The following is a 21,465-nucleotide window of genomic DNA, read 5'->3' on the forward strand; positions in this document are numbered from 1 at the left end:
CCCTATTCTGCCAGTTTGCGCAGCTTTTCCGGCAACTTAAATTCACCTTTGCTACGCGAAAGCTCTTTCACCGTTGGCGAATCGAGCGGTCCTTTAACTTCATAGTTGACCTGAGTGAAAACTTCCACCACAGGAGAAATCACGGTAGTAATCGCCAACACATACAGCGCCGTTTGAGGCGTTACGGCAAAGGCGGTCAACACTGGGATTCCCGAGGTAATATCTGGGACGAAATTCACTTCGGCATCCACAGTACGGGTGTTGAGATCAGCTAAACCTTTGATCGTCATATCACCGGCCACAGCATCCATTTTGATGTTATTCGTGACGAAAACCCCTTGCGAAATTTCACCACTGCCTGTGATCGAATCAAACGCCATTCCCTTATCAAATACATCACTGAAATCGAGCTGCATTTTGCGAATAATCGAATCAAGGCTAAACAAACCTAACAACCGTGCCGCACCACTCACATCGGAAATGACCCCTTTGCCGAGTTTAGTGTCGACCTTACCTTGCAGGGTATTGACCTGCATTGACCACGGCGCACCATCCCACTGTGTTCGTGCGGTGATCTCAAATGGGGCGCGTTGAATGCCTGTGTTAATCCCAAAGCGTGCCATCAGATCGCTGTTGTTATCGCCTTTCATGTCCAAATTCATTTGGGTATGGCTCTGAGTATCGGTCAACGTCCAAGTGCCGTTCACGTGCAGTTGGTTGGTCCCGCTGGTGAAATCAATGCTTTTCCATAGCAACGTATCGCCTTGACGCTGAAAATCGACGTTCGCTTGGCCGATCTTGTAACCCTGCAACCAAAAGTCTTTGATGGTCAGGGTGAGGTTGGGCATCCATTGATGGAACTGACGGTCGAAATCAGAAATTTTGGGTAGTTTCTTGCGATCAATATCCACCAGCAACGTTTCTTCCCCAACCGATTCCAACTGAGGTAAAAACAGATGCAAACGGTCCAGAGCAATACTCAGATCATAAGGTTCAATATAGTTCGCTTGGCCTTTGATTTCTTGGCTATCAACACTGAGTAACCAGCCTAAATCTTTACGTCGTGCGTTTAAATCCACATCATGCCACTCTAAACCCGCGAATGTCAGTTCTTTCACTCCTACGTCAATGCGCTCCGGCATAGGTATAGTTGGCGTGTTTAAACTGGCTAACTTAGATTTTCCCGCTTTCGGTGCGGGTTTTTCATGGGCAATACTCAACCACTCATCAAGGTTAAAGGCTTGGCTGCGCAACTGCACATGATGGCCAACCACAGGACTGATTTTGAAACTCCCTTGTCCAAGCACCAGATTGGTCGCTTTCAACGTAGGCACTTTCGGTGTTAAATCAATCTCTGCTTGGTATTTCGCTTGCGGCAGTTGCAATCGAGCCGAAACCATTTCTTGATTGCCTGAGGCTTGCAGCAACGCTTGGCCTTTCACCTTGAGCGCTTTTTTGAGAGGAAAAGGATAGCGACTTTCTAATGCTCGGAGATCCGCTTTGCCATCAAGCTGATAAGTGAAACCCACATCGTTGAGCTGAATATCGACACTCGCCTGCCAAGGTGCATGGCCTTTCACACGACTCAACCAGCGCTCACCCACGAAAGGAATCAGCGGTTTTACTTCCCAGTCACCCAATATATCAATATTGACGGTGTAGCCTCGTTTGGCATCTTCGCCTTTGAAGTCGATCGCCACCGGTTGTTTCAATAAACGAGCATCCAGCCCCGCCGCACTGACTCGGTCATTATCAAATTCAATTTTTCCAGAAACGGATTTCAGACTCATCGGGGGAGTATCAATATCCACCGAGTTGTTATTCAGTTCAGCAAAACCCCACGCACGCGGCTCTACGCCACTGTGGAATGGAATATTCAGTTGAAATTCGGAACGCACTGGGCCTTTGACTTGAATCGTGGTGAGCGCCGCCCCAACCGAATCCACCAAAGGTGTTGCCATCATGTAGTTGCGGATCGCGTTACCTTGTTTGGCACTCGCCACTGCTTCAATTTCGATATGGCCTAGCTCGGCCAATTCAGGAATGCGACCGGTGATCCGCTCTGCAGTCACATCCATCAAGGTGGCTGAGTTCGAGTCCAGATACATGGCATCATTTTCGAACAAGAGATCAAGCTGTAAATCAGTGATCGGCGGCCACGCCGTATCAAAGGCAAATTTGGCCTGTTTTAAACCCACCCAAGCCTGAAAAACACCGTTGTGCATCCGATAAGGAAACTGATCTAACGCGCCATACCACACCAGCTTCGCGGTATTGACTTGCCCTGCTTGAATCGCGGTCGAGAGGTAATCGGTCAGCTCTTGCCCCAAAGCCAGCGTCGGTAAATAACGCCACGTTTCCCCCGCGTTAAACAGATCGGCTTCGGTGTAAAAAGAGAGAAATGGGCTAGCATTATCCGGAAAATCTAGACGAAATGCGCCAAGTGCTTGCAAATCGGGCGTCGCCACCGTGACTTTATCCGCCCACAGTGACCACCCCTGCTCATCTTGTTGCCATACCATATCCACTTCGCCTTGGCGAATATTGAGTGGCGCTTGGAACACTTGCCCATACGGCAGCACATCATCCACTAAGGTGGCATGAATGCGAGCTTGACTCAGTGAGCCTTGAATTTGCGCTTGCAGTGCATTCACTTGTGGCAGTAATTCCCATTGTGCAATGCCGCCATCAATGAGTGATGCCGAGTAGTGTAGCGATTCCAGCGTGGCACCTTTAGCAATGCGCACATCTTCCAGCATGCCTTTGGGTTTTAATATCTCTAACCAGTGGTTGAGGGTTTGAGATTCTGGAATCAGCTTCGTCAGTGGCAATAAGCTCTCGATATTCAATTGGGAGAGGTTAAGCCGCCACTCGTCGGGCTGCCAATCCATCGCCACATCCATCAGCGGCCAAAGTGCATCATCACTACGCAAACGCAGTGAGTGGGCATTCACTTGCCAACCAAGCTTGGTCGGTTTTAATTCAACAATCCCTGATTCTAGCAGCAGCTCATGACGCTGCTCAGCGTTTTGCCACACCAGCTCCGAAGGCTTAAGTTCGACATAACCATCAACCGGTTGATTATGTTCAAGCGTTGCCCAAGCATTAAAGCTCAGTTGGCCTTTTTGAATTCCAGTTTGGTCTTTCAGATAACGGGTCAACCAAGGCAACACGCGAACTTTGTCGGCACTCACATAAAAATCGCCCGAAACATCACGCAGCGAACCATGGTCGGTAAAGTTGGCACTCACTAACAAAGAGTTGATATTGGTTCCTGCAATGCTCACCACCCCTTCCGTAAAATGACGCTGTCCACGATTTTGCCAACGTAATTTATCGATATCGAGCTGACGTAGATCTCCGGTAAAAGTGCGGTAAAGAATGGCAGAGTTTTTTAAGCTGAAGTCGTCCAACTGACGCAACAGCAAATCGTCTAGCTGTTTTACCACTCGCCCTTGGCGAGATTGTCGAGGGTTAGGGTTTTGCTCTAATGCCAACCAGTCAATGGCGCGCAGATCCAACACCATGCCATTGATGGTGAGGTCTGCAATCACTGGTTGTCGCTGCCAAATCGACTGCAATAAATCAAATTCGATCTCGATACTGGCAGCATTCAGTTGAATATCATTACTGTCCGGCCAGTGGGCTTGCAGAGTTTGTAAAGAAAGAGAAGGATGGGTGTTGCGCCAGTAACCTTGAACATCAGCAATCGCCACTTGTACCGACGAATTTTGGTTCAGCCAATCCTGAATCTCCGCCTGAAAACGGTTCATCTGAGGCAGCAAAATACGCAGACCAGTGACGGCTAAAGCCAGCACAATCAACAGGCTGACCAGCAGCCACATAAGGATCCGCCCGAGGCGGGTTACTGTCGAAATCACCCGATGCCCTATTTACATCATGACTACATCAAACTGTTCTTGGTTGTAGAGGGGTTCAGCTTGAATGCGTACCTCTTTGCCAATGAACACTTCCAACTCGGCTAATGCGTGTGACTCTTCGCCTTGCAAAGTATCTGCCACGGCCGGAGAGGCGTAGACCACAAATTTGTCTGCATCATACGCACGATTAACACGAGTGATTTCACGGAGAATTTCAAAACAGACGGATTCCACGGTTTTGACACTGCCGCGACCTTCACAGGTTGGACAAGTCGAACAGAGCACATGTTCAATGCTTTCGCGGGTTCTTTTGCGCGTCATCTCCACCAGGCCGAGCTGAGTGAAACCATTGATGTTGGTTTTTACCCGATCTTTCATCAGCGCCGTTTCTAAAGAGGTGAGCACTCGCTTACGATGTTCATCCGAAGCCATATCGATAAAGTCGATGATAATGATGCCACCCAGATTGCGTAGACGCAGCTGACGAGCAATGGCCTGAGTCGCTTCGATATTGGTGTTGAAAATGGTTTCTTCGAGATTACGACGGCCAACAAACGCCCCCGTATTGATGTCGATGGTGGTCATGGCTTCGGTCTGATCGATGATCAAATATCCACCCGATTTCAGTTCCACTTTACGCTCCAAAGAACGCTGGATTTCGTTCTCCGTATCGTACATATCAAAAATCGGTTTATCACCGTGGTACAAATCAAGCTTTGCGGTGAGTTCAGGCACGTATTCAGAGGTGAATTCTTTTAGGTTTTCGTACTCTTGTCTTGAATCGACCAGAATTTTGGTCAGCTCTGTGCCAACAAAATCACGCAAAATCCGTTGTGCCAAGCCAAGTTCGCCATACAGCATGGAGCGATTTTTGTATTTGCTACGCCGTTCGATGACTTTTGACCATAAACGCTTAAGAAAGGCGGCATCTTGGGTGAGTTCTTTTTCATTTGCGCCTTCTGCCGCAGTACGAATAATGAATCCACCATGCTCATCACAGTAGTGAGACACCACTTTTTTTAGTCGCTCACGTTCGGCTTCACTTTCAATGCGTTGTGATACACCAACATGGCTCGCCCCCGGCATAAAGACCAGATAACGAGAAGGGAGCGTGATATCGGTAGTTAGGCGCGCACCTTTAGTACCCAGTGGATCTTTCACCACTTGCACCACAATATCTTGCCCTTGGCGCACCAGCTCGGAAATATCACGCACTTGGAATTGCTGCTTTTCACTTTCCGCAACACATTCTGTATGCGGCACAATATCTGAGGCATGTAAGAAAGCGGCTTTGTCGAGCCCAATATCCACAAACGCCGCTTGCATACCCGGCAACACCCGGCTGACTTTGCCTTTGTAAATATTGCCAACAATGCCGCGTTTGGCTTCACGTTCAATATGGATTTCTTGAAGGATTCCCCCTTCAATCATCGCCACCCGAGTTTCACTCGGGGTGACGTTTAACAGCAACTCTGCACTCATGAGCGCACCTCAATGATTAAAATGATTAGAATTTGTGCAGAAGCTGGTCAGTCTCGTAGAGTGGCAATCCGACTACCGCGTGGTAGCTGCCTTCAATCCTCGTAACAAATCGTCCACCCAATCCCTGAATGCCGTAACTGCCAGCTTTATCGCAGGGCTCACCACTTTGCCAATACGCTTCTATCTCTTGTTCTGACAAAGTTTTAAACCACACCTCCGTGGTCACCACCACGGAGTGAATGACGCCGCGGCAAGTCACGCTCACTGCGGTCATCACTTGATGTTGGCTACCGGAAAGCTTGAGTAACATGCGTTTTGCATCAGCAAAATCACGCGGCTTTTCCAACACCTGTTGATCTTTCACGACTATCGTATCTGAACCAACCACGACCGCTTCGGCCACAACCAACGCAGCTCCCGCTAAGGCTTTATCGCGAGAAAGCCGTTCAACATATTGCACAGGCGACTCAGCCGCTGCGCGTCTCTCTTCGACATTCGGTACCACAACGTCAAATTGGTAGCCCATTTGCGCTAACAATTCACGTCGTCGTGGTGAACCCGAAGCCAGAACTAATTTCGATATTGTCATTTCACATGCCAATGGCGTCGAACTCGGCGCAGTAATAAAAACATCCACGGCCAAAGTATACAGGCAATCACTCCACTCCAGAGTGATAAAGGATTGAATGTCACGTTCTGAATGAGGTACTCACCACAGAAAATCAGGACTTCTAATGTCATCGACAGTAAGCCGATCACAATCGCCTGTTGCCATAGCGCCATGTTACGTAACACCAAGAAGTTCATCGCAACAATGTAGATGACAATCGACATCATCATGCCGCGGATCCCCAAAGTAGAACCTAACAGCAGATCCCACAACAATCCCATGACTAAGGCACTGCCTACATTAACCCGATGCGGCAGTGCCAGTACCCAGTAGCAACATACCAGCAGTAACCATGGCGGGCGGAACAGATCTAGCGTTCCTGGCCATGGAATGGTTTGGAGGACTAATGCCAATAAAAAAGAGGCCATAATGACCATACGGCCTTTGATATCACTGCTGATCATTGGCTTCTTCCTCTAAAAGCAGCTGCGGATCGGCCTGCATGACTTTCTGTAAACGATCTTCGTTTGGCCAGATCAGTAGCAAATAGCGCAAGCGATCAAACTCCACCACAGGATCCGCCTTGATCGAGGCGAACTCACGGCGCGTATCTTTATCTACTTGTGACACAATCGCCACTGGGTAGCCTTCAGGGTAAACGCCGCCTAAGCCAGAAGTCACCAGCATATCGCCGACTTCAATATCGGTACTGGTAGGGATATGTTCGAGTTGGATTTGATCCGTTTGCCCATTCCCCGAAGCGATCACTCGAATATCATTACGAATGTTCTGTACTGGGATGGCCGTATTAGGGTCAATCAGCAGTAAAACTCGGCTATTGTGCGCAGCCACAAAAGTGACCTGACCGACAATGCCTTTTTCGTTGATGATCGGCTGACCTTCATACACACCATCAATCCGGCCTTTATCAATCACCACTTGGTGACGATAAGGCGAGGTATCGACAGCCATCACTTCCGTCACGACCTTTTTCTCATCACGCAAAAAGGAGGAACCGAGTAACTTACGAAACCGTTGGTTTTCTTCTTTGTACTGTTCAAGCAGTAGCAAATTACTTTTTAGCGTCAGCACTTCCCGCTTGAGCAGTTGGTTATTTTCCCGTAACTGCTGGTGGGAGCTGATGCTGTCATAAAAATCGTCAAACAGTACGCGCGGCAGATCCGCTGCGTACTGAATAGGCGCAACCAGACTATTGAGCAGAAAGCGTACATGTGAGAATGCACCTAAACGACTATCAGCCAGCATAAGGCTGGCTGATAGCATAACCGCAAAAAATAGCCGCAGCTGCAGAGAAGGTCCTCGACCAAAGATAGGTTTCATCCAATAACCATCCTAGCGCTGAGCAAAATGCCATGCATGAGGCACGACACTACGGTTTATTCTTCGCTAAACAGATCGCCACCGTGCATGTCGATCATTTCTAGGGCTTTACCACCGCCACGAGCCACACAAGTTAGTGGATCATCGGCGATCACCACTGGGATACCGGTTTCTTCCATCAGCAGACGATCCAGATCTTTCAGCAGTGCACCACCGCCAGTGAGAACCATACCGTTTTCAGAGATGTCAGATGCGAGCTCTGGTGGACACTGTTCCAATGCAACCATCACTGCAGATACGATACCCGTCAGCGGCTCTTGCAGTGCTTCAAGGATTTCGTTCGAGTTCAACGTGAAACTGCGCGGCACACCTTCTGCTAGGTTACGACCACGTACTTCAATCTCTTGCACGTCATCACCTGGGTAAGCGGAGCCGATTTCGTGTTTGATCTTTTCTGCCGTCGCTTCACCAATCAAGCTGCCGTAGTTACGGCGCACATAATTAATGATCGCTTCATCAAAGCGGTCACCACCGATACGCACAGAAGAAGAGTAAACCACGCCATTGAGCGAGATCACCGCCACTTCCGTTGTACCACCACCGATATCAATCACCATTGAACCGGTTGGCTCAGAAACGCGCAGACCTGCACCAATCGCAGCCGCCATTGGCTCATCAATCAAGTAAACCTCACGAGCGCCCGCACCCAGTGCCGATTCACGGATCGCACGACGTTCAACTTGGGTTGAACCACAAGGCACACACACCAGTACGCGTGGGCTTGGCTTTAACACGCTGTTGTCGTGCACTTGGCGAATAAAATGCTGCAGCATTTTTTCTGTGACATAGAAATCTGCGATCACACCATCTTTCATTGGGCGAATCGCAGAAATATTACCAGGGGTTCTACCGAGCATCTGTTTTGCGGCATGGCCAACCGCTGCAACGGTTTTACCGCCACGGCCTTTGTCCTGACGAATTGCAACAACAGAAGGTTCATCAAGAACAATTCCCTGTCCTTTGACATAAATAAGTGTGTTGGCGGTACCTAAATCGATCGATAGGTCGTTAGAAAACATGCCACGAAGTTTTTTGAACATATTCTTCGTTCGTCCTGCAAGAAATGAGAAAAGGAAAATTGCACTAAATGTACCAATGCCTTGCCATCACAGCAAGGCGTTGATCCATAAACATGGACTGAAACACGCAATTTCTAACAGTTCTCTAACGGAATGAGAGAAATCTGGATCCATTGAGTGCTTAGTCATTAATTTGATTCGCGCCACCAGATCACCCGATCACTGCCACGGTACAAACCAAATTGCACTCGACCTTGGGTGGTTTGATCAAAGCTGCCGTCACCATCTTTGTCTTCAGCGAGCCACAGTAAGTTGTGCGCATTGAGATCCAACACCGAGTCAATCACCCCACGAGCACCCGCTCCCGGCGCACTAAAGCGGATAGCGCGCTTACCTGAACTTAAATTAGCCGCCGAATGCTCAGCCAAGACTTGGGGAGGAACCGCAACACCAGTGGTCAACACGGTATAACCGTTGTTATTAGGATCCGATTGTAAGGTAAAGCCTGTGATCGCAGGCAGTGCGGTGCAACTGTCCTCAATCGTACGAACAAAACCATTGTTGGTGAAATGTTCGACATACATGGGTTGCTCTAAGGCTTGAGTCTCTGGCCCATACACATCTTGAATGACCAATTTACCCCAATACAGCGGCATGGCTCCATCAATGTGTGAAAACGTATATCCCAAACAAGGGGATGACGCATTTTGTCGGTAACAAACCCCATCCTGATCCGTTAAGTTAGAGGCATTCAAAGTCAAATCAAACGCTGCATTAAACACAGGTTTAGGTTGTAACGGTTTTTGATACCACACCCTTTCACCATTTAAGACAATGCCACTGTTGTTTGATGCCTGTCTGCTGATGGGCGAAGTCTGCAGATTATCGAAACCAAGATTCACACCGTTTGCGCTATCACTGTAAGTGCGACCATTCCATTGATTGTTATAACGCCACCAAGGGTCGATGAGATAGTTTTGCGTATCCGCATTATTGGCGGATTTAGGCTGTAAATAGAGTCCCGGACTATTGGAATACTCGAACGGCTGACCGAGATAACTAAAGGCATTGCCGGTTTTACATGCCGCATCTAAGGTCACTGTCATCGGCGATATCGCAAAGTAAGCAGGAATAAAGCGACCAATGGAACCTGTTGATACAACGGCAATCGGTAGATTGGCACTCGCTAAATCCAGGCCAAGATAATGGGTGGGTGCAACCAAAGAGAAATCAAACACTCCGACTTCACTCACTTTTTGTGCCACTGTCGTCATCGCACCAATCTCATGATCATAACTTTCTGTACCGATATTGCCGGCCACACCCGTTGCCGGTTGCACGAGCGTATGTTGCAGGGTGAGATTTTGCTGCTGGTAGTTGTTAACCGTTAAATTATTAGCGAAGTCATTATCTTCAACCGGCTCAGCGGCAACCGCTCGGACATTCAGATCAAAGTATTCATCCGCTCTCGCAAAAACATTACAACTCATATCCGCTGCAGCGCATTTGCCATCACTGTTATAAAAACTTTTTGCACTCAAAACCAATGCCTTAGGGACACGAATAAAACTATCTTGCCCTTCGAGAAGCAGATCTTGCTCATCACCACTGCCAGTGAAACGAGCATTTAAAGCCACATTCCCCGCTTCACGATAGGAAACCGTGAATGCCGCTGTACCATTTTGGTCAAAAGTCAGATTAATTGGCTGAGCATTATTGGCACTTTGTCCCACATTCGTTCCATTCACCCCCACCGACAAAGCATTAAATCCGGAGCTACCACTGCTTGGATTTAAATAATCACTCCAAAAAGCAACGGATTTCTGCACATTCTGAAAACTGGGTAAGCATTGCTGCGAAATGTTGTCTTTACGCACCGCTTTTAGGGTACCTGTGACCGTTTGGTTGGCATAAGCATTCGGCACATCAACAATCAAGCCGCTGTCGGCGAAGTCGATGTAGCAGTTACTTTTTGAAAAGGAACCCGCAGCCCCTGTTCGGCTACACAAGTTTTCATTATAAGCCTGTGCCGTAGGGGTTGAGCCCGAGATATCGACAGTGACTCGCCCCGCGGTATTACGGCGCAGCTGTTTGGTGCCCACACCGTTAGTCAGTGATGCGTTATACCCGCCAACCCATCCACCATCTGCATTCGGTGTTGAGGCTGGAACTAAATTCGCGCTGACTGGGTCAGTAAATAACGAGCTACAGGTGGCATTTGCACAGGCTTGAATCGCCACATCACTGGCACTACATGTAAGCCCACGACTTGGCAATACCAGTCGAAAATGGTTAATTTGTTCGCCCACGGGTCTTGAATTAAGCGCACACACTTGGAAGTTATCAATTTCATGATAGTTAGTGTAAGACCCCGTGGAACCAGTGATGGACATGATCAACTCGTTGGGGACAGATTCCTGTCCCTGAAAGTTCATCACATTCAAGGGGCCAATCAAGTTACTCCAAGCACCAGTGCCAATTTTACGCCTTACCGTCACCATCGAGGTTGACGCCTGTGTTGAGTCAATAACGATCTGATAACGGTGCTGAGGACTACCATTCGTCCCATCAACAGCGGGGCTCAAACAAGTACCATTCGGATTCATCGCGGTTCCATTTGAACACGTCCCTGCCAAATAATTGTATCCAGAATAGCCCGTTCCTGAACCACGCAAAACAACCGATTGGCGTCTCGCCCCTGGGCCATTCCCTCCCCCTTCGATCGAGTAGTTTCCGTATTCGTCTAAGCCAATACCTAGCCATCCACCCGCAAAGCCGGGCTTTTGCTCATTAGTCTTATAGCCGTAGCCAAGCGGTCCCCCAAAAGCCCCTACTTGTGGGGTAACTTGAGCATCAGAGAACACAATCGCTATACCATCCGCACCATTTCCGCCATGCGCAAAATAATCGAACTCAAGCTCGACGCGGTTTCCTGCGGCAGGGAAGATACGCTGGAATGTGGAGGCCGTAGCTTGATTTACCTTCGCCTCGGTGAGACGTAAACGTTGACTCACAATCGAAGGGGTAAAGTTTCCACTACTTTTAAAGACCCGCCATTGATCGCTAAGGCTAGGTGAAGAAAAATCGTCCGAAAAACACTGTAAACCAGATTGCTGACAAGAATGGCGGAGTTGAGCAAGCTGTGCAATTTTTGAATTAGATAAGCCAGAGCCGTATATCGACAGCTCATCAATATACCCATTAAACGCCCGTGAAGCAGAACTTAGATCCGTTCCTATTTGCAACGGAAAGTTATTGTTCAACAGTGCATAATTCGTGTTCGAGGATTTATTCAGCTGGCCATTAATAAAAATAGCTTGCCGCTCACTGCCGCGATAACGGTCATAACGAATCGTAATGTGTGACCACTGATTGCGAGGGATGGATGACGTGGAGGTGAGCGTTAAAGCCGCTCCGGTATCTCTTTCCCAATACCAATACACGCGACCTTGGCTATCTAAGTGAAATTCATAGTTACCATCTTTAGAAACAATCGTCATAAGATCGGAATTAGGATAACTCTTGGGATAGACCCAAGCTGAAATCGTAAACGCATCTTTAAAATTCAATGCCGAGTCATTCGGAATATTCACGTACTGCGCTTGGGACTGATTAAAAACACCGTAACCACATGTCCCGTTTGAATCGATATCAGCCGGCAAGGCTGGTGTTTGATTGGCAGTATTCGCCCCGTTAACCGCCACACCGTGCAAAGCATTCGCTACCGTATTCTTCACTTCTCCAGTATTACCGGCCCATGCCGACTCATCCAGATGATAGCGCGCAACTAACTTATCGCTTTGACACATACCATTGAAGTCGGCAAGCTCCACCGCCTCAAGATCCACGACTGTGCTTCCTGAATTAGCGAGTCCACCACCCGTCGCAATGGCGCCCGTAATAGTGGAATTGGCAGAAATCGTTACCGAACCCGTGACATACAAAATTCCGTTGATATGTAAATTGCCATTCAGCACTAATGAACCAGAAACATAAATAATCAGGTTTTCTGCATCACCAGAGGTATTGAGATAGGTGTTATCACTAATCGTGAGTGTATTGAAATATAAGCGCGCAGTTTTGCCAGAAGCCACCGAAACCGCATAGCCTGATAGCGTGCCTGAGTTGTATTGGTAGTCCCCGGGTCCCCAGACGCCACAATTACTCCCATTGCAGTTTAGATTCCCCAAACTCGGTAAATTAGAGGGCGGAACTAGCCCATTAGGAGAGTGATTTTGGCTTGGTGGATCGGTAAAAATATCGGAACACAAAGGTACGGCAAACGCAGGTATTGAGTAAGCGAATAAGAGTAACAACAACGTGTATAGTTTAATTTTCACTTCTTACTCCTACTTCAACAACGCGTTGTAGTGTCCAGTCTCCTACTTGGCAACGACCTGACGCTTTTAACTGATAAACCTGTTCACCACTGTCTAACATACCTAAATTATTGCATATAACACTGGCTTCGCACTGAGATAACCCTTGCCCATCAAAGTCCATGTTTTGCTGGGCATTAGTGTGGCAACTGCCTTCTGTGGTGGTTTGATAAAAACGGCTCAATTCGATATTGAGTGCTGAACGCGCGGCCATTTCTGCACGAGTACCAAGCACCATAGACACCAGTTGTTGGCTATTACGCTCTTGATTTCGGTTAGCCACCAGCGCGACAACCCCAACAACAACGATAAGAAAAACCACCAGAATCAAGGCATTGCCCTGATGCTTACGGCGTATTGTAGACCAAGGCATCATGATCAAACCTTACTGTTTCGCCTTGAGCGGCAAAGGTGAGTTCTATTTTAATGAGTCCATTGCGCTGCAACTGGGCAGGCAGCACAGCAAAATTTGCCGCACTTAAATTTTCTGCCATTAACACCCGTTCGTTGCCTAAATAAGCTGGAGCCAATAATGTTCGGTTTAACGCATAATTGGCATAACGGTATATACGGCTGCCTTCCTCATAACAATAGGCGATAGGTGACTGGTAAAAATACGCGCGATTAGCTGGTGACTGGCGAGTAAACAAGGTGGATTGCACTAAAGGAACGTTGACCATCTTCAAAGGGTCTGAAAAATCCACTGCACTCGCTACTTCCGCAATTTGCCCAGCCGCTGGTAACAATGCTTCTCGCAGATCTTGTGCCGACAGAGGAGAAATCACCAAACGCTCTCCCGCGTTAATTTGTTTATTCACGGGCAATAAACGAAATTGATTAATACTGGTCGTAGGAAAAGATTGATAGATCGCACTATTCACAATCGGTAGAAATTCAATACAGCCGTTGGCAACCATCACACTATTGGGAACGGCTTCACGCAATTCTCGGCTCATACGCTCTGTGATAAATCGACCTTGCTGAATGAGCGCTTCGCGCGCTGAGGTATCGGCATAAATCCCCATCGCTTGCCCTAGAATATTACCTAAGAACAAACCAACGATGCCGAGTAAAATAATGGTGATCACCATTTCAATCAGGGTAAAACCACGACTCATCAGTAGTTCCCTTTTATGGCAGCAAATGGATAGGCATTACCTTGCGGATCATAAATCACAATCGCAATCCGCTTATAGTGGGTCGCCACCGAAGCAGGCGTCGCGGAAAACTGCCCGCTATTATCCGCCTCATAAAACACTTGAATGGCGACAGAAAAGCGTTGATATTCGCTCGAAAGATCATTCCCCAATACATCGATGACAGAAATGGGAGTCGACGTAATGTAATCATCGACATCGTTGTATTCGGTATTACTCAGTATGCCCTCTTTGCCAAGTGCAGAGGGAGCGGTGCAATCTTGACGACCGGACACAGCAACAATCACGCACTCCGGTAAGCCACCGTTAGGCCCTGAGTGTTCATCAAACTGCCGACCAAGAATCTCATCCAACACCGCTCGGCCTAACTCTGCGGCTTTAACCGCCATCACTTGTTCTGCCGTTTGTTTGGATCGCGGGTACAGTGCCGTCGTCACGCCAACCAAAGCGATTCCGAGCACCACAATGACGATCACCATTTCAATCAGCGTAAAACCACGTGATAGGTTGGGAGAGTTAACAGGCATAGATATACCCTTCGGTGTTCACGCAGACTTGGCGGACGTCGTTATTCGTCGCACTACGGATGCGCACAACACAACCTGTAGCAACACATTGAGTGGCGCGACCTAAACGGTCAAAATCCAGAAAAGATTGACCACCACTCCCACTCAAAGAAAGGCTGACACCGCTGGCGGCGGCATCGACCATCGAAGGATCTGAGGTATTACTGGGAGAGGTAGTGAGGCAATTATCTTGCATAGCCTGCGGAGAAACTTGAATGGCGGCCGTGCTCGTCAGTAACCAACGATTGCAGTAGCCTGTTCGCTGCATCGCGCGGCTTTGAGTTAAACGTAATGATGCCAGTACTTCGCTTTGTGTCGTAATGACTGCAAAAGAAGACGGACCAAGAAAACGGCTTGCCGCATAAGCAGAGAGTATCCCTAGTAGGATAATCACCACTACCAGTTCGATTAGGGTAAAACCTTGTGTCTTACCCTGAGGGAATTCCATCCTGCTTTGCCGCATGGCGAATAAATTTAGCTCAAATCGTTAGAGAACAAAGGCCAGACAAGCTGGCCTTTTTGTTAACAACCGCTGGTATATACATTAGTTGTCGGCGCTGATGCGCTATTAGCAGCCTCTGTATAAGTAACGTTACAACCTGTTGAATCAGTAAGCCATTTAGTATTACCTTTGAACGAGTATTGCATTGTTCCAGATGCTGCAGACGGATTACTTGTCCAATCTGTACTTATTCCAACAACCGCCTTACCTATACCATTAGCGTCAGCTGTTGGATAACCATAATGTATGGTGATACCTTCAGCAGTCGCAGGAGCTGGGGATACGGTTTTCGCTATAGTATCTTTACCTTCGATAGCAGCCTTGCCATACACAATACCTGCCGCCCCATCAATTGCACCTTTTAGACCTTGCAGTGATGCTTGGCGCGCATCATTTTGCAGGTTTAAGAAACGAGGAGCTGCCGTCACTGCCAAAATACCGAGAATGACAATCACCACGACCAATTCAATCAGGGTAAAACCGCCTTGTCTTTTCATTATTACTTTCTCTCTTTCAATGTGAATACGCAGAATTACTGCAAGGTAACGGTCACGCGACCAGTTTTGACTTCATAAACAAACTCATGTTGGCTGCCTTTTTCATTCTGCACATAAGTACAGGTGGCTGCGCCCGTATCGGCTTTCGCCGAATATTTATAATCTGAACTGCTAGCGGCTTGTGTCACCGTGCCGACTTGCGGTGGGTTTTGTAGTAAATTCTCCATCAAATCAATACAAGCTTGATCAGAAATACTTGAAGGGTAAGTCGTGTTATCCGTGTTCAGCCCTAAAGGGTAACCATCACGATACCCGCTGGTATCTGACGTAGTTAACCAGAAATCCACACCATCATAGTTGATTGACGGGTACTGATTGGCGGTGGGTCTGGCTTGCGCTTCCCATTGTGCTCGCGCGGAAAGTACCCCAGTGGCAAAGCCCCCAGCAACGCCTTCAATGCTGGCTTTTTTCGCTTCATCAGTCACATCGAGAAAACGGGGCAACGCGGCAACCGCAAGCAGCCCAACGACTACGATGACAATCACTAATTCAACCAACGAAAAGCCTTGCTGCATTTTTTTCATATATTTTACTCACTTACCTAACGTATGCCGTGCATTATACGCCGTTTTGTGGCTTTGATGTCGCCAAAGTGTCAGAAAATTCTTACATCAGAAATCTGACATTCACTGCAAAAAAACGGTCTTTCAATTCCACTTCAATCTGAGCTATCTCGCTATATTGATAGTCGCAACGATAACCATTGGTTAAATTAATACTAGTCACTTTAGGTAACCAGTCGAGCACCTTACGATCAGGATAGAGCAAAAGTAACACTTTTTCACAGTCAACTCCTTGATCGAACTTGGGAAAAACCCACCCGTTCTGCATAAAAACCCGATCCTGTTCAAATCGTAGTTGTTCTGGACGACCTTGCAACACCCATTCTTGCCTGTAGATGTTAGCGCGCTCTGCCATACGTTGCTTGGTCACCTCGATTGCGGTCTGCATCGTTTCTCGCGACATGGAACGCCAAACCGAAAAAAGAGCGCTAATCAGAACCAACACTAACAGCAGCCAAACCGCAAAACGAGCACGCTCAAAACCTTTTTTCATTAGCGGCCTTTAATGGCATCCATCATGCCCCACATCGGCAGGAAGATACCCAGAGCCAACACCAATACCATTCCAGCAACAAATACCAGTAGAATAGGCTCAATACGTGCAGTGAGGGTTTTTAAATCATAATCCACTTCTCGGTCATAAAAATCTGAGACTTCTAATAAAAGCTCATCGATTCGCCCAGTTTCTTCCCCCACACTGATCATTTGGATGACTAAAGGCGTAAAAATTGCCGCATTCACTGCTGTGGTCGAAATGGCAACACCCGATTCAATCTGGCTTTTCATTTCCAAAATGCGCTGCTCAAGAAATTTATTATCAATCGCCTCAGCAGAAAGCGCTAAAGATTGGTTGAGCGGCACGCCGGCCGAAAGCATTAGCGAAAATGTCCGAGAAAAGCGAGATAACTGAGCACGGTTCACTATGCTACCGACAATCGGCATACGTAGACGTAAATGATCCCACGTGATCCGCCCATCAGTGGTGTTTATCCACGCCCGAAATGCAAAAAATAAGCCCACCATTACCCCGAGTAGCAAGCCCCAGTAGTTCACAAAAAAATCGGAAGTAGCTATCAAAATACGGGTAGGTAATGGCAAATCGACCCCAAAACGACTGAACATGCTGGTAAATTGCGGGATCACTTTAACGTTGAGAATAAACATCGCCATTACGACAAAGCTGATCACAAAAGTAGGATAACGCATTGCCGTTTTTATCCGCTTGCGCGTTTCAACTTCTTGTTCGTAATAATTAGCCAGCTGTAATAATGCCTGATCTAAACGCCCCGTGTTCTCGCCAACCTGAATCATGGAAACAAATAATGGGCTAAATACCCCGGGATACATCTGCATCGAAGCGGAGAGATTGCGCCCATTGGTCAACTCGTTACACACAGACTCTAACGCCGCTTTCAGTTGTTTATTATGACAATTTTGGGTTAAACCGCGCATTGAACGCAACAAGGGAACTCCAGCCTTGGTCAGGCTAAACATCTGTCGGCAAAAAATCACCAAGACTTCTAAGGGGACAGATGGGGTCAACCAAGCTTGCCAGTTGATATTCCAACTACTTTTCGAGGAACCACCCTGGGTGATAGATATCGGCACGATACCTTTATTGAGCAACATATCAGCGGCCAGCTCTTCGCTCGCAGCCTCGACCAATCCGGAGGCTTTACTGCCATCCGCATTACGCCCCTGATAATAAAAAGTCGCCATGCTTACTCCTACAGATAAATCGGTTCAACAAGACCGGAGGAGTCACCTTCACCCAACGACATGACTTCATCAAGGCTCACAACCCCTTGCAACGCCAACTCCATCGCAGAGGCAAGCAACGGTTTATATTCTGAATTACTGCGTGCTGCTTTGGAGAATGCAACAGCATCATTGGCGCGTAAACAGTCCATCATAGGTTGATCGAGTTCGAGCATTTCAAATACCCCGATCCGACCACGATAACCGGTCAAGTTGCAGTTTTGGCAGCCTCGTCCACGAGCAAACGGAGCCTTAACTTGGTTAGGAAAGCGGGTAGCTAACCATTGACGTCGCGCTTCATCAACATCATCAACCCCACTGCAATCTGGGCAAACTTTACGCACCAAGCGCTGCGCGACCACGGCACGTACCGCACTCGCCACCAGATAACCCGGCGCCCCCATATCAATCAAACGCAGTGCACTGTCCACGGCATCATTGGTGTGTAAGGTGCTCAATACTAAGTGGCCCGTTAATGCCGCCCGCAAGCCGATTTCCACCGTTTCCTGGTCGCGCATCTCCCCTACCAGAATGATGTCGGGGTCTTGCCGCAAGAAAGTTCGTAGTAAGGTGGAAAAATCGAGGTTAATTTTAGGATTCACCTGCACTTGGTTAACCCGAGAAATACGATATTCGACCGGATCTTCAGCGGTGATGATTTTTTTACCGGACGTATTGAGCTCACTCAATGCACCATACAAGGTGGTGGTTTTTCCCGAGCCGGTTGGGCCGGTAACTAAAATCATGCCATGTGGGCGTTTAAGTTGCTGACGAAGGCGAACTAATAAATGGGGTGGGATTCCGGATTCTTCTAATTTACGAACGCCTGTAGATTGGTTAAGCAAGCGCATCACCACCGATTCGCCATGTTGGATCGGCATCGTTGACATCCGGATATCAACCGACTGGCCTTTGACACGAATGTTAAATCGACCATCTTGCGGCATGCGTTTTTCCGAAATATCTAGATTCGCCATCAGTTTTAAACGCAGCACCAAGGCAGAAGCGATATTCACTTCATGCAATAAGGTTTCATGCAATACGCCATCGATCCGCTGGCGCAAGCGCAATACGTTGGCATCGGGTTCGATATGAATATCTGAAGCTCCGACCTGAATCGCATCTTCAAACAACGAATTAATCAGCTTAACCACCGTCACTTCATCACTGTCTGAATCGGTGATCTCAAAATCGAAGGTATCGTTGGTTTTGTGTTCGGCGTGTAGCTGTTCGGCAAACGAAACAATTTCTTTGGTGCGGCGATAGTAGCGATCAAAACCATCTACTAGCTGCTTTTCGGGCGCAATCACAAACTCAAAACCATACTCTGGCAGTTGGTTAAGCAGCGCTTCTTGCGCGAAAAGATCCGCAGGATCGCTCATCGCGATACGCAACGTATCTCCAGTGCGTCCAATCACTAAGGCTCGCAAACGGCGAGCGTGGACTTCCGGCAATAACGGGACAGCATCGATATCCACATTCGCTCGGCTCAGATCAATTACTGGCAAACCGAGCTGCTGCGCCAAAAAGTTTAGCAGTTGGCTTTCACTGAGAAAGCCTAATGAAATCAAAGTATCTCCTAAGCGACGCCCTGTATTTTTCTGAGTATTCAGAGCTTGCTCAAGTTGTGTCTCACTGACGATACCTTCTTCAACCAACAAGTCACCCAGACGTTTACGCAGTTTATTAATTGGCACTTTGTGTCTCCTGTAAACTGGTCAGTAATTGCAAGCGCTGCTGGATAAAGGCTTGGGATTGGCTAGAGAGCCCAACGTTATTCAAAGCTTGCTGATACGCCTGCTGTGCAGCAGCCCATTGCAGCGCACGCTCTTGCTGAATGGCCAATCCGAGCCACCAACGACCGTTATTGGGCTCTTTTTCAGTCAACTGCTGATAGCTTTGTAAGGCCATCTCATCTTGCTTAGTCTTTTGCGCCAACGCTGCACGTAGCGATAAGTATTCGACGGTGGGCTGGTGGGGCAAATAGGCTAACGGCACTAACGCGGCAACATCTTGCTTTTCTCTAGCCAATAACTTGGCAAGCGCGAGACGCAACACTTCCCCATCCGGATTACGTTCAATCCCCGCTTGCATCAAATCAAACGCTTTTCTCCCATCCCCCTTGCCATAATAAAGTGCAGCCAGTTTTTGTCGGGTGGATTCATCCTCAGGGGTATAGCGTAGGGCTTCGCCATAAGCATTCACAGCAGTTTGGAAATCGTTACTTTCCATGGCTTTTTGTGCTCGTTGTAAGGCTTTTTGTGCCAGTTGCTCTGGCGTAAGTGCCACTTGTTCCACAATCATCACTGGTTGAGTTGCCGGGAGGACTTCCTCCTCGAAGGTGGAGACTGGCGCTTGAACATTAGCCGCCAAGGTCAACTCAGGATCCGGTTTAGAAGTCGTCAACGTCGTTTCAAGCTGAGCGATCGGTCGCGGTTTGGCTTGCACCTGTGCGACCAGCTCACTTTTGCTAGGAGCGGTATATAAGGCAACGGCTTGCTGCGTCGTTTTTTGCGTTGGGGATGGGAGATCCTCCTGCACCACCATAGTGGTTGCCGTTTGAGATACGGCAGGGGCTTGTAAAGAGACTGACCAACCACCAACGGCTAAACTGATACCGAAGCCCAACACCGCCCATAGCCAAGCAGGACGTGCTTTAGAAGGAGCAACCTCAATCCGTTCAATGCTCGATAGACGAGAGTGATTGGGTTTGGCGCTTTTGGCCAATGCTTGATTCACCGCACTCATGGCTTACTCCATCCCCACAATACTGGGGTTTTAAATCTGGGTTTGCAGCTGTCATAGGTATCATGAATCGCGGCAAACAGGTGATGCTGATTAATCAATGGGCTTTGTTCGTGCCAAGCCAGTAACAAAGCCTTATGACAAATTTGGTTGATCAAACGCGGGGTCCCTTGTGATGCCCGCCATACAGCTTTTTTCAGCGCTGGATTAAACAGGGGATAAGGTGCTTTCGCTTTGTTTAAACGACTCTCAATGTACACTTCGGTCTCGGCTTGATTCAGTGGGCGTAAATGCGCATTAAAGGTGATCCGCTGCCGAAATTGGCGTAGATGATGTTGTGCTAACCTAACATCTAATTCAGGTTGCCCAATAAGAACAATCTGTAACAGCTTGGTTTGCTCGGTTTCCAAGTTACCAAATAGTCTCAGCGTTTCTAACGCCTCATCAGAAAGTGCCTGTGCTTCATCCACCAAAGCGACAATGCGTTTGCCTTGCTGATGCAGCTCAATCAACCGAGTCTGGATTTGCTCAACAATTCGCACCGCCGAAACCACTTCAAGCTGCAATTCTGCTGCCACCGCCTGCCGTAATTCTTCGCCACTGAGCATGGGATTGGGCAGATAAATCAGTGCCACCTCATCACCAAGGTGAGTAAGCAACATCCGGCACACCATGGTTTTCCCAGTCCCCACTTCGCCGGTCAGCTTTGTCACTCCCTCTCCCATTTCTATTGCCGCACTTAAGGTTTGAATCGCCTCAAAATGTGGTGCTAACCCCAGAAACAATTCGGTATCTGGGGTTAGGTGAAAAGGAAGCTGCTCCAGACCAAAGTGCGATAGATACAT

At 48.0% G+C, this 21,465-nt stretch carries 18 protein-coding genes; all 18 read right to left on the minus strand.

Translation table 11 applies throughout. From position 1 onward, the window contains the following. Nucleotides 1–2 precede the first annotated feature (2 nt). Entirely contained in the window at nucleotides 3–3,881 is a 3,879-nt protein-coding gene (locus tag EPB59_RS10700) for a YhdP family protein (RefSeq protein WP_154172691.1), read from the minus strand. Between the two features lie 12 nt (nucleotides 3,882–3,893). After that, a complete protein-coding gene (gene rng, locus EPB59_RS10705; protein ID WP_001271883.1) occupies nucleotides 3,894–5,363 on the minus strand; it encodes a ribonuclease G in 1,470 nt (489 codons plus the stop codon). 25 nt (nucleotides 5,364–5,388) lie between these two features. Then, nucleotides 5,389–5,889, minus strand: a complete 501-nt coding sequence (locus EPB59_RS10710; RefSeq protein ID WP_241666232.1) for a Maf family protein — start codon at nucleotides 5,887–5,889, stop codon at nucleotides 5,389–5,391. A 59-nt stretch (nucleotides 5,890–5,948) separates the two neighbouring features. Continuing rightward, complete coding sequence (gene mreD / locus EPB59_RS10715) at nucleotides 5,949–6,437, minus strand: rod shape-determining protein MreD (protein WP_000625722.1); 489 nt, start codon at nucleotides 6,435–6,437, stop codon at nucleotides 5,949–5,951. After that, nucleotides 6,424–7,314, minus strand: coding sequence for a rod shape-determining protein MreC (mreC, locus tag EPB59_RS10720; RefSeq protein ID WP_000802446.1), 891 nt, complete (start codon nucleotides 7,312–7,314; stop codon nucleotides 6,424–6,426). Before mreC ends, mreD begins: the two co-directional genes overlap by 14 nt. Nucleotides 7,315–7,370: 56 nt before the next feature. Further along, nucleotides 7,371–8,414 (minus strand): rod shape-determining protein, encoded by a 1,044-nt coding sequence (locus EPB59_RS10725; RefSeq protein WP_000473772.1) that lies wholly within the window; start codon nucleotides 8,412–8,414, stop codon nucleotides 7,371–7,373. A 167-nt stretch (nucleotides 8,415–8,581) separates the two neighbouring features. Continuing rightward, nucleotides 8,582–12,733: a DUF6701 domain-containing protein gene (locus tag EPB59_RS10730; RefSeq protein WP_154172695.1), complete on the minus strand. Its 4,152-nt coding sequence runs from the start codon at nucleotides 12,731–12,733 to the stop codon at nucleotides 8,582–8,584. Beyond that, nucleotides 12,723–13,145 (minus strand): MSHA biogenesis protein MshP, encoded by a 423-nt coding sequence (locus EPB59_RS10735; RefSeq protein WP_195707112.1) that lies wholly within the window; start codon nucleotides 13,143–13,145, stop codon nucleotides 12,723–12,725. The genes EPB59_RS10730 and EPB59_RS10735 overlap by 11 nt, the downstream gene beginning before the upstream one ends. Next, complete coding sequence (locus tag EPB59_RS10740; RefSeq protein ID WP_154172698.1) at nucleotides 13,120–13,890, minus strand: PilW family protein; 771 nt, start codon at nucleotides 13,888–13,890, stop codon at nucleotides 13,120–13,122. The genes EPB59_RS10735 and EPB59_RS10740 overlap by 26 nt, the downstream gene beginning before the upstream one ends. Beyond that, nucleotides 13,890–14,456, minus strand: coding sequence for a type IV pilus modification PilV family protein (locus tag EPB59_RS10745; protein WP_095459387.1), 567 nt, complete (start codon nucleotides 14,454–14,456; stop codon nucleotides 13,890–13,892). The genes EPB59_RS10740 and EPB59_RS10745 overlap by 1 nt, the downstream gene beginning before the upstream one ends. After that, nucleotides 14,446–14,958 (minus strand): pilus assembly FimT family protein, encoded by a 513-nt coding sequence (locus EPB59_RS10750; protein WP_195706986.1) that lies wholly within the window; start codon nucleotides 14,956–14,958, stop codon nucleotides 14,446–14,448. Before EPB59_RS10750 ends, EPB59_RS10745 begins: the two co-directional genes overlap by 11 nt. A gap of 59 nt (nucleotides 14,959–15,017) precedes the next feature. Next, the gene (locus EPB59_RS10755; RefSeq protein ID WP_032482599.1) at nucleotides 15,018–15,494 is read right to left on the minus strand and encodes a type II secretion system protein; all 477 of its coding nucleotides are present in this window, start codon (nucleotides 15,492–15,494) and stop codon (nucleotides 15,018–15,020) included. Between the two features lie 35 nt (nucleotides 15,495–15,529). Then, nucleotides 15,530–16,078: a prepilin-type N-terminal cleavage/methylation domain-containing protein gene (locus EPB59_RS10760; protein WP_154172702.1), complete on the minus strand. Its 549-nt coding sequence runs from the start codon at nucleotides 16,076–16,078 to the stop codon at nucleotides 15,530–15,532. Nucleotides 16,079–16,160: 82 nt separating this feature from the next. Further along, entirely contained in the window at nucleotides 16,161–16,610 is a 450-nt protein-coding gene (locus EPB59_RS10765; RefSeq protein WP_195706987.1) for an MSHA biogenesis protein MshF, read from the minus strand. Further along, a complete protein-coding gene (locus EPB59_RS10770; protein ID WP_154172704.1) occupies nucleotides 16,610–17,836 on the minus strand; it encodes a type II secretion system F family protein in 1,227 nt (408 codons plus the stop codon). The genes EPB59_RS10765 and EPB59_RS10770 overlap by 1 nt, the downstream gene beginning before the upstream one ends. A gap of 8 nt (nucleotides 17,837–17,844) precedes the next feature. Beyond that, nucleotides 17,845–19,572, minus strand: coding sequence for a GspE/PulE family protein (locus EPB59_RS10775; RefSeq protein ID WP_154172707.1), 1,728 nt, complete (start codon nucleotides 19,570–19,572; stop codon nucleotides 17,845–17,847). Next, complete coding sequence (locus tag EPB59_RS10780; RefSeq protein ID WP_055052016.1) at nucleotides 19,562–20,623, minus strand: tetratricopeptide repeat protein; 1,062 nt, start codon at nucleotides 20,621–20,623, stop codon at nucleotides 19,562–19,564. Before EPB59_RS10780 ends, EPB59_RS10775 begins: the two co-directional genes overlap by 11 nt. Further along, nucleotides 20,620–21,465 carry an ExeA family protein gene (locus EPB59_RS10785; RefSeq protein ID WP_154172709.1) on the minus strand — a complete coding sequence of 282 codons (846 nt, stop codon included), beginning with the start codon at nucleotides 21,463–21,465 and terminating at the stop codon, nucleotides 20,620–20,622. Before EPB59_RS10785 ends, EPB59_RS10780 begins: the two co-directional genes overlap by 4 nt.

It is taken from the genome of Vibrio metoecus (assembly GCF_009665255.1).
Taxonomy (GTDB): Bacteria; Pseudomonadota; Gammaproteobacteria; order Enterobacterales; family Vibrionaceae; genus Vibrio; species Vibrio metoecus_B.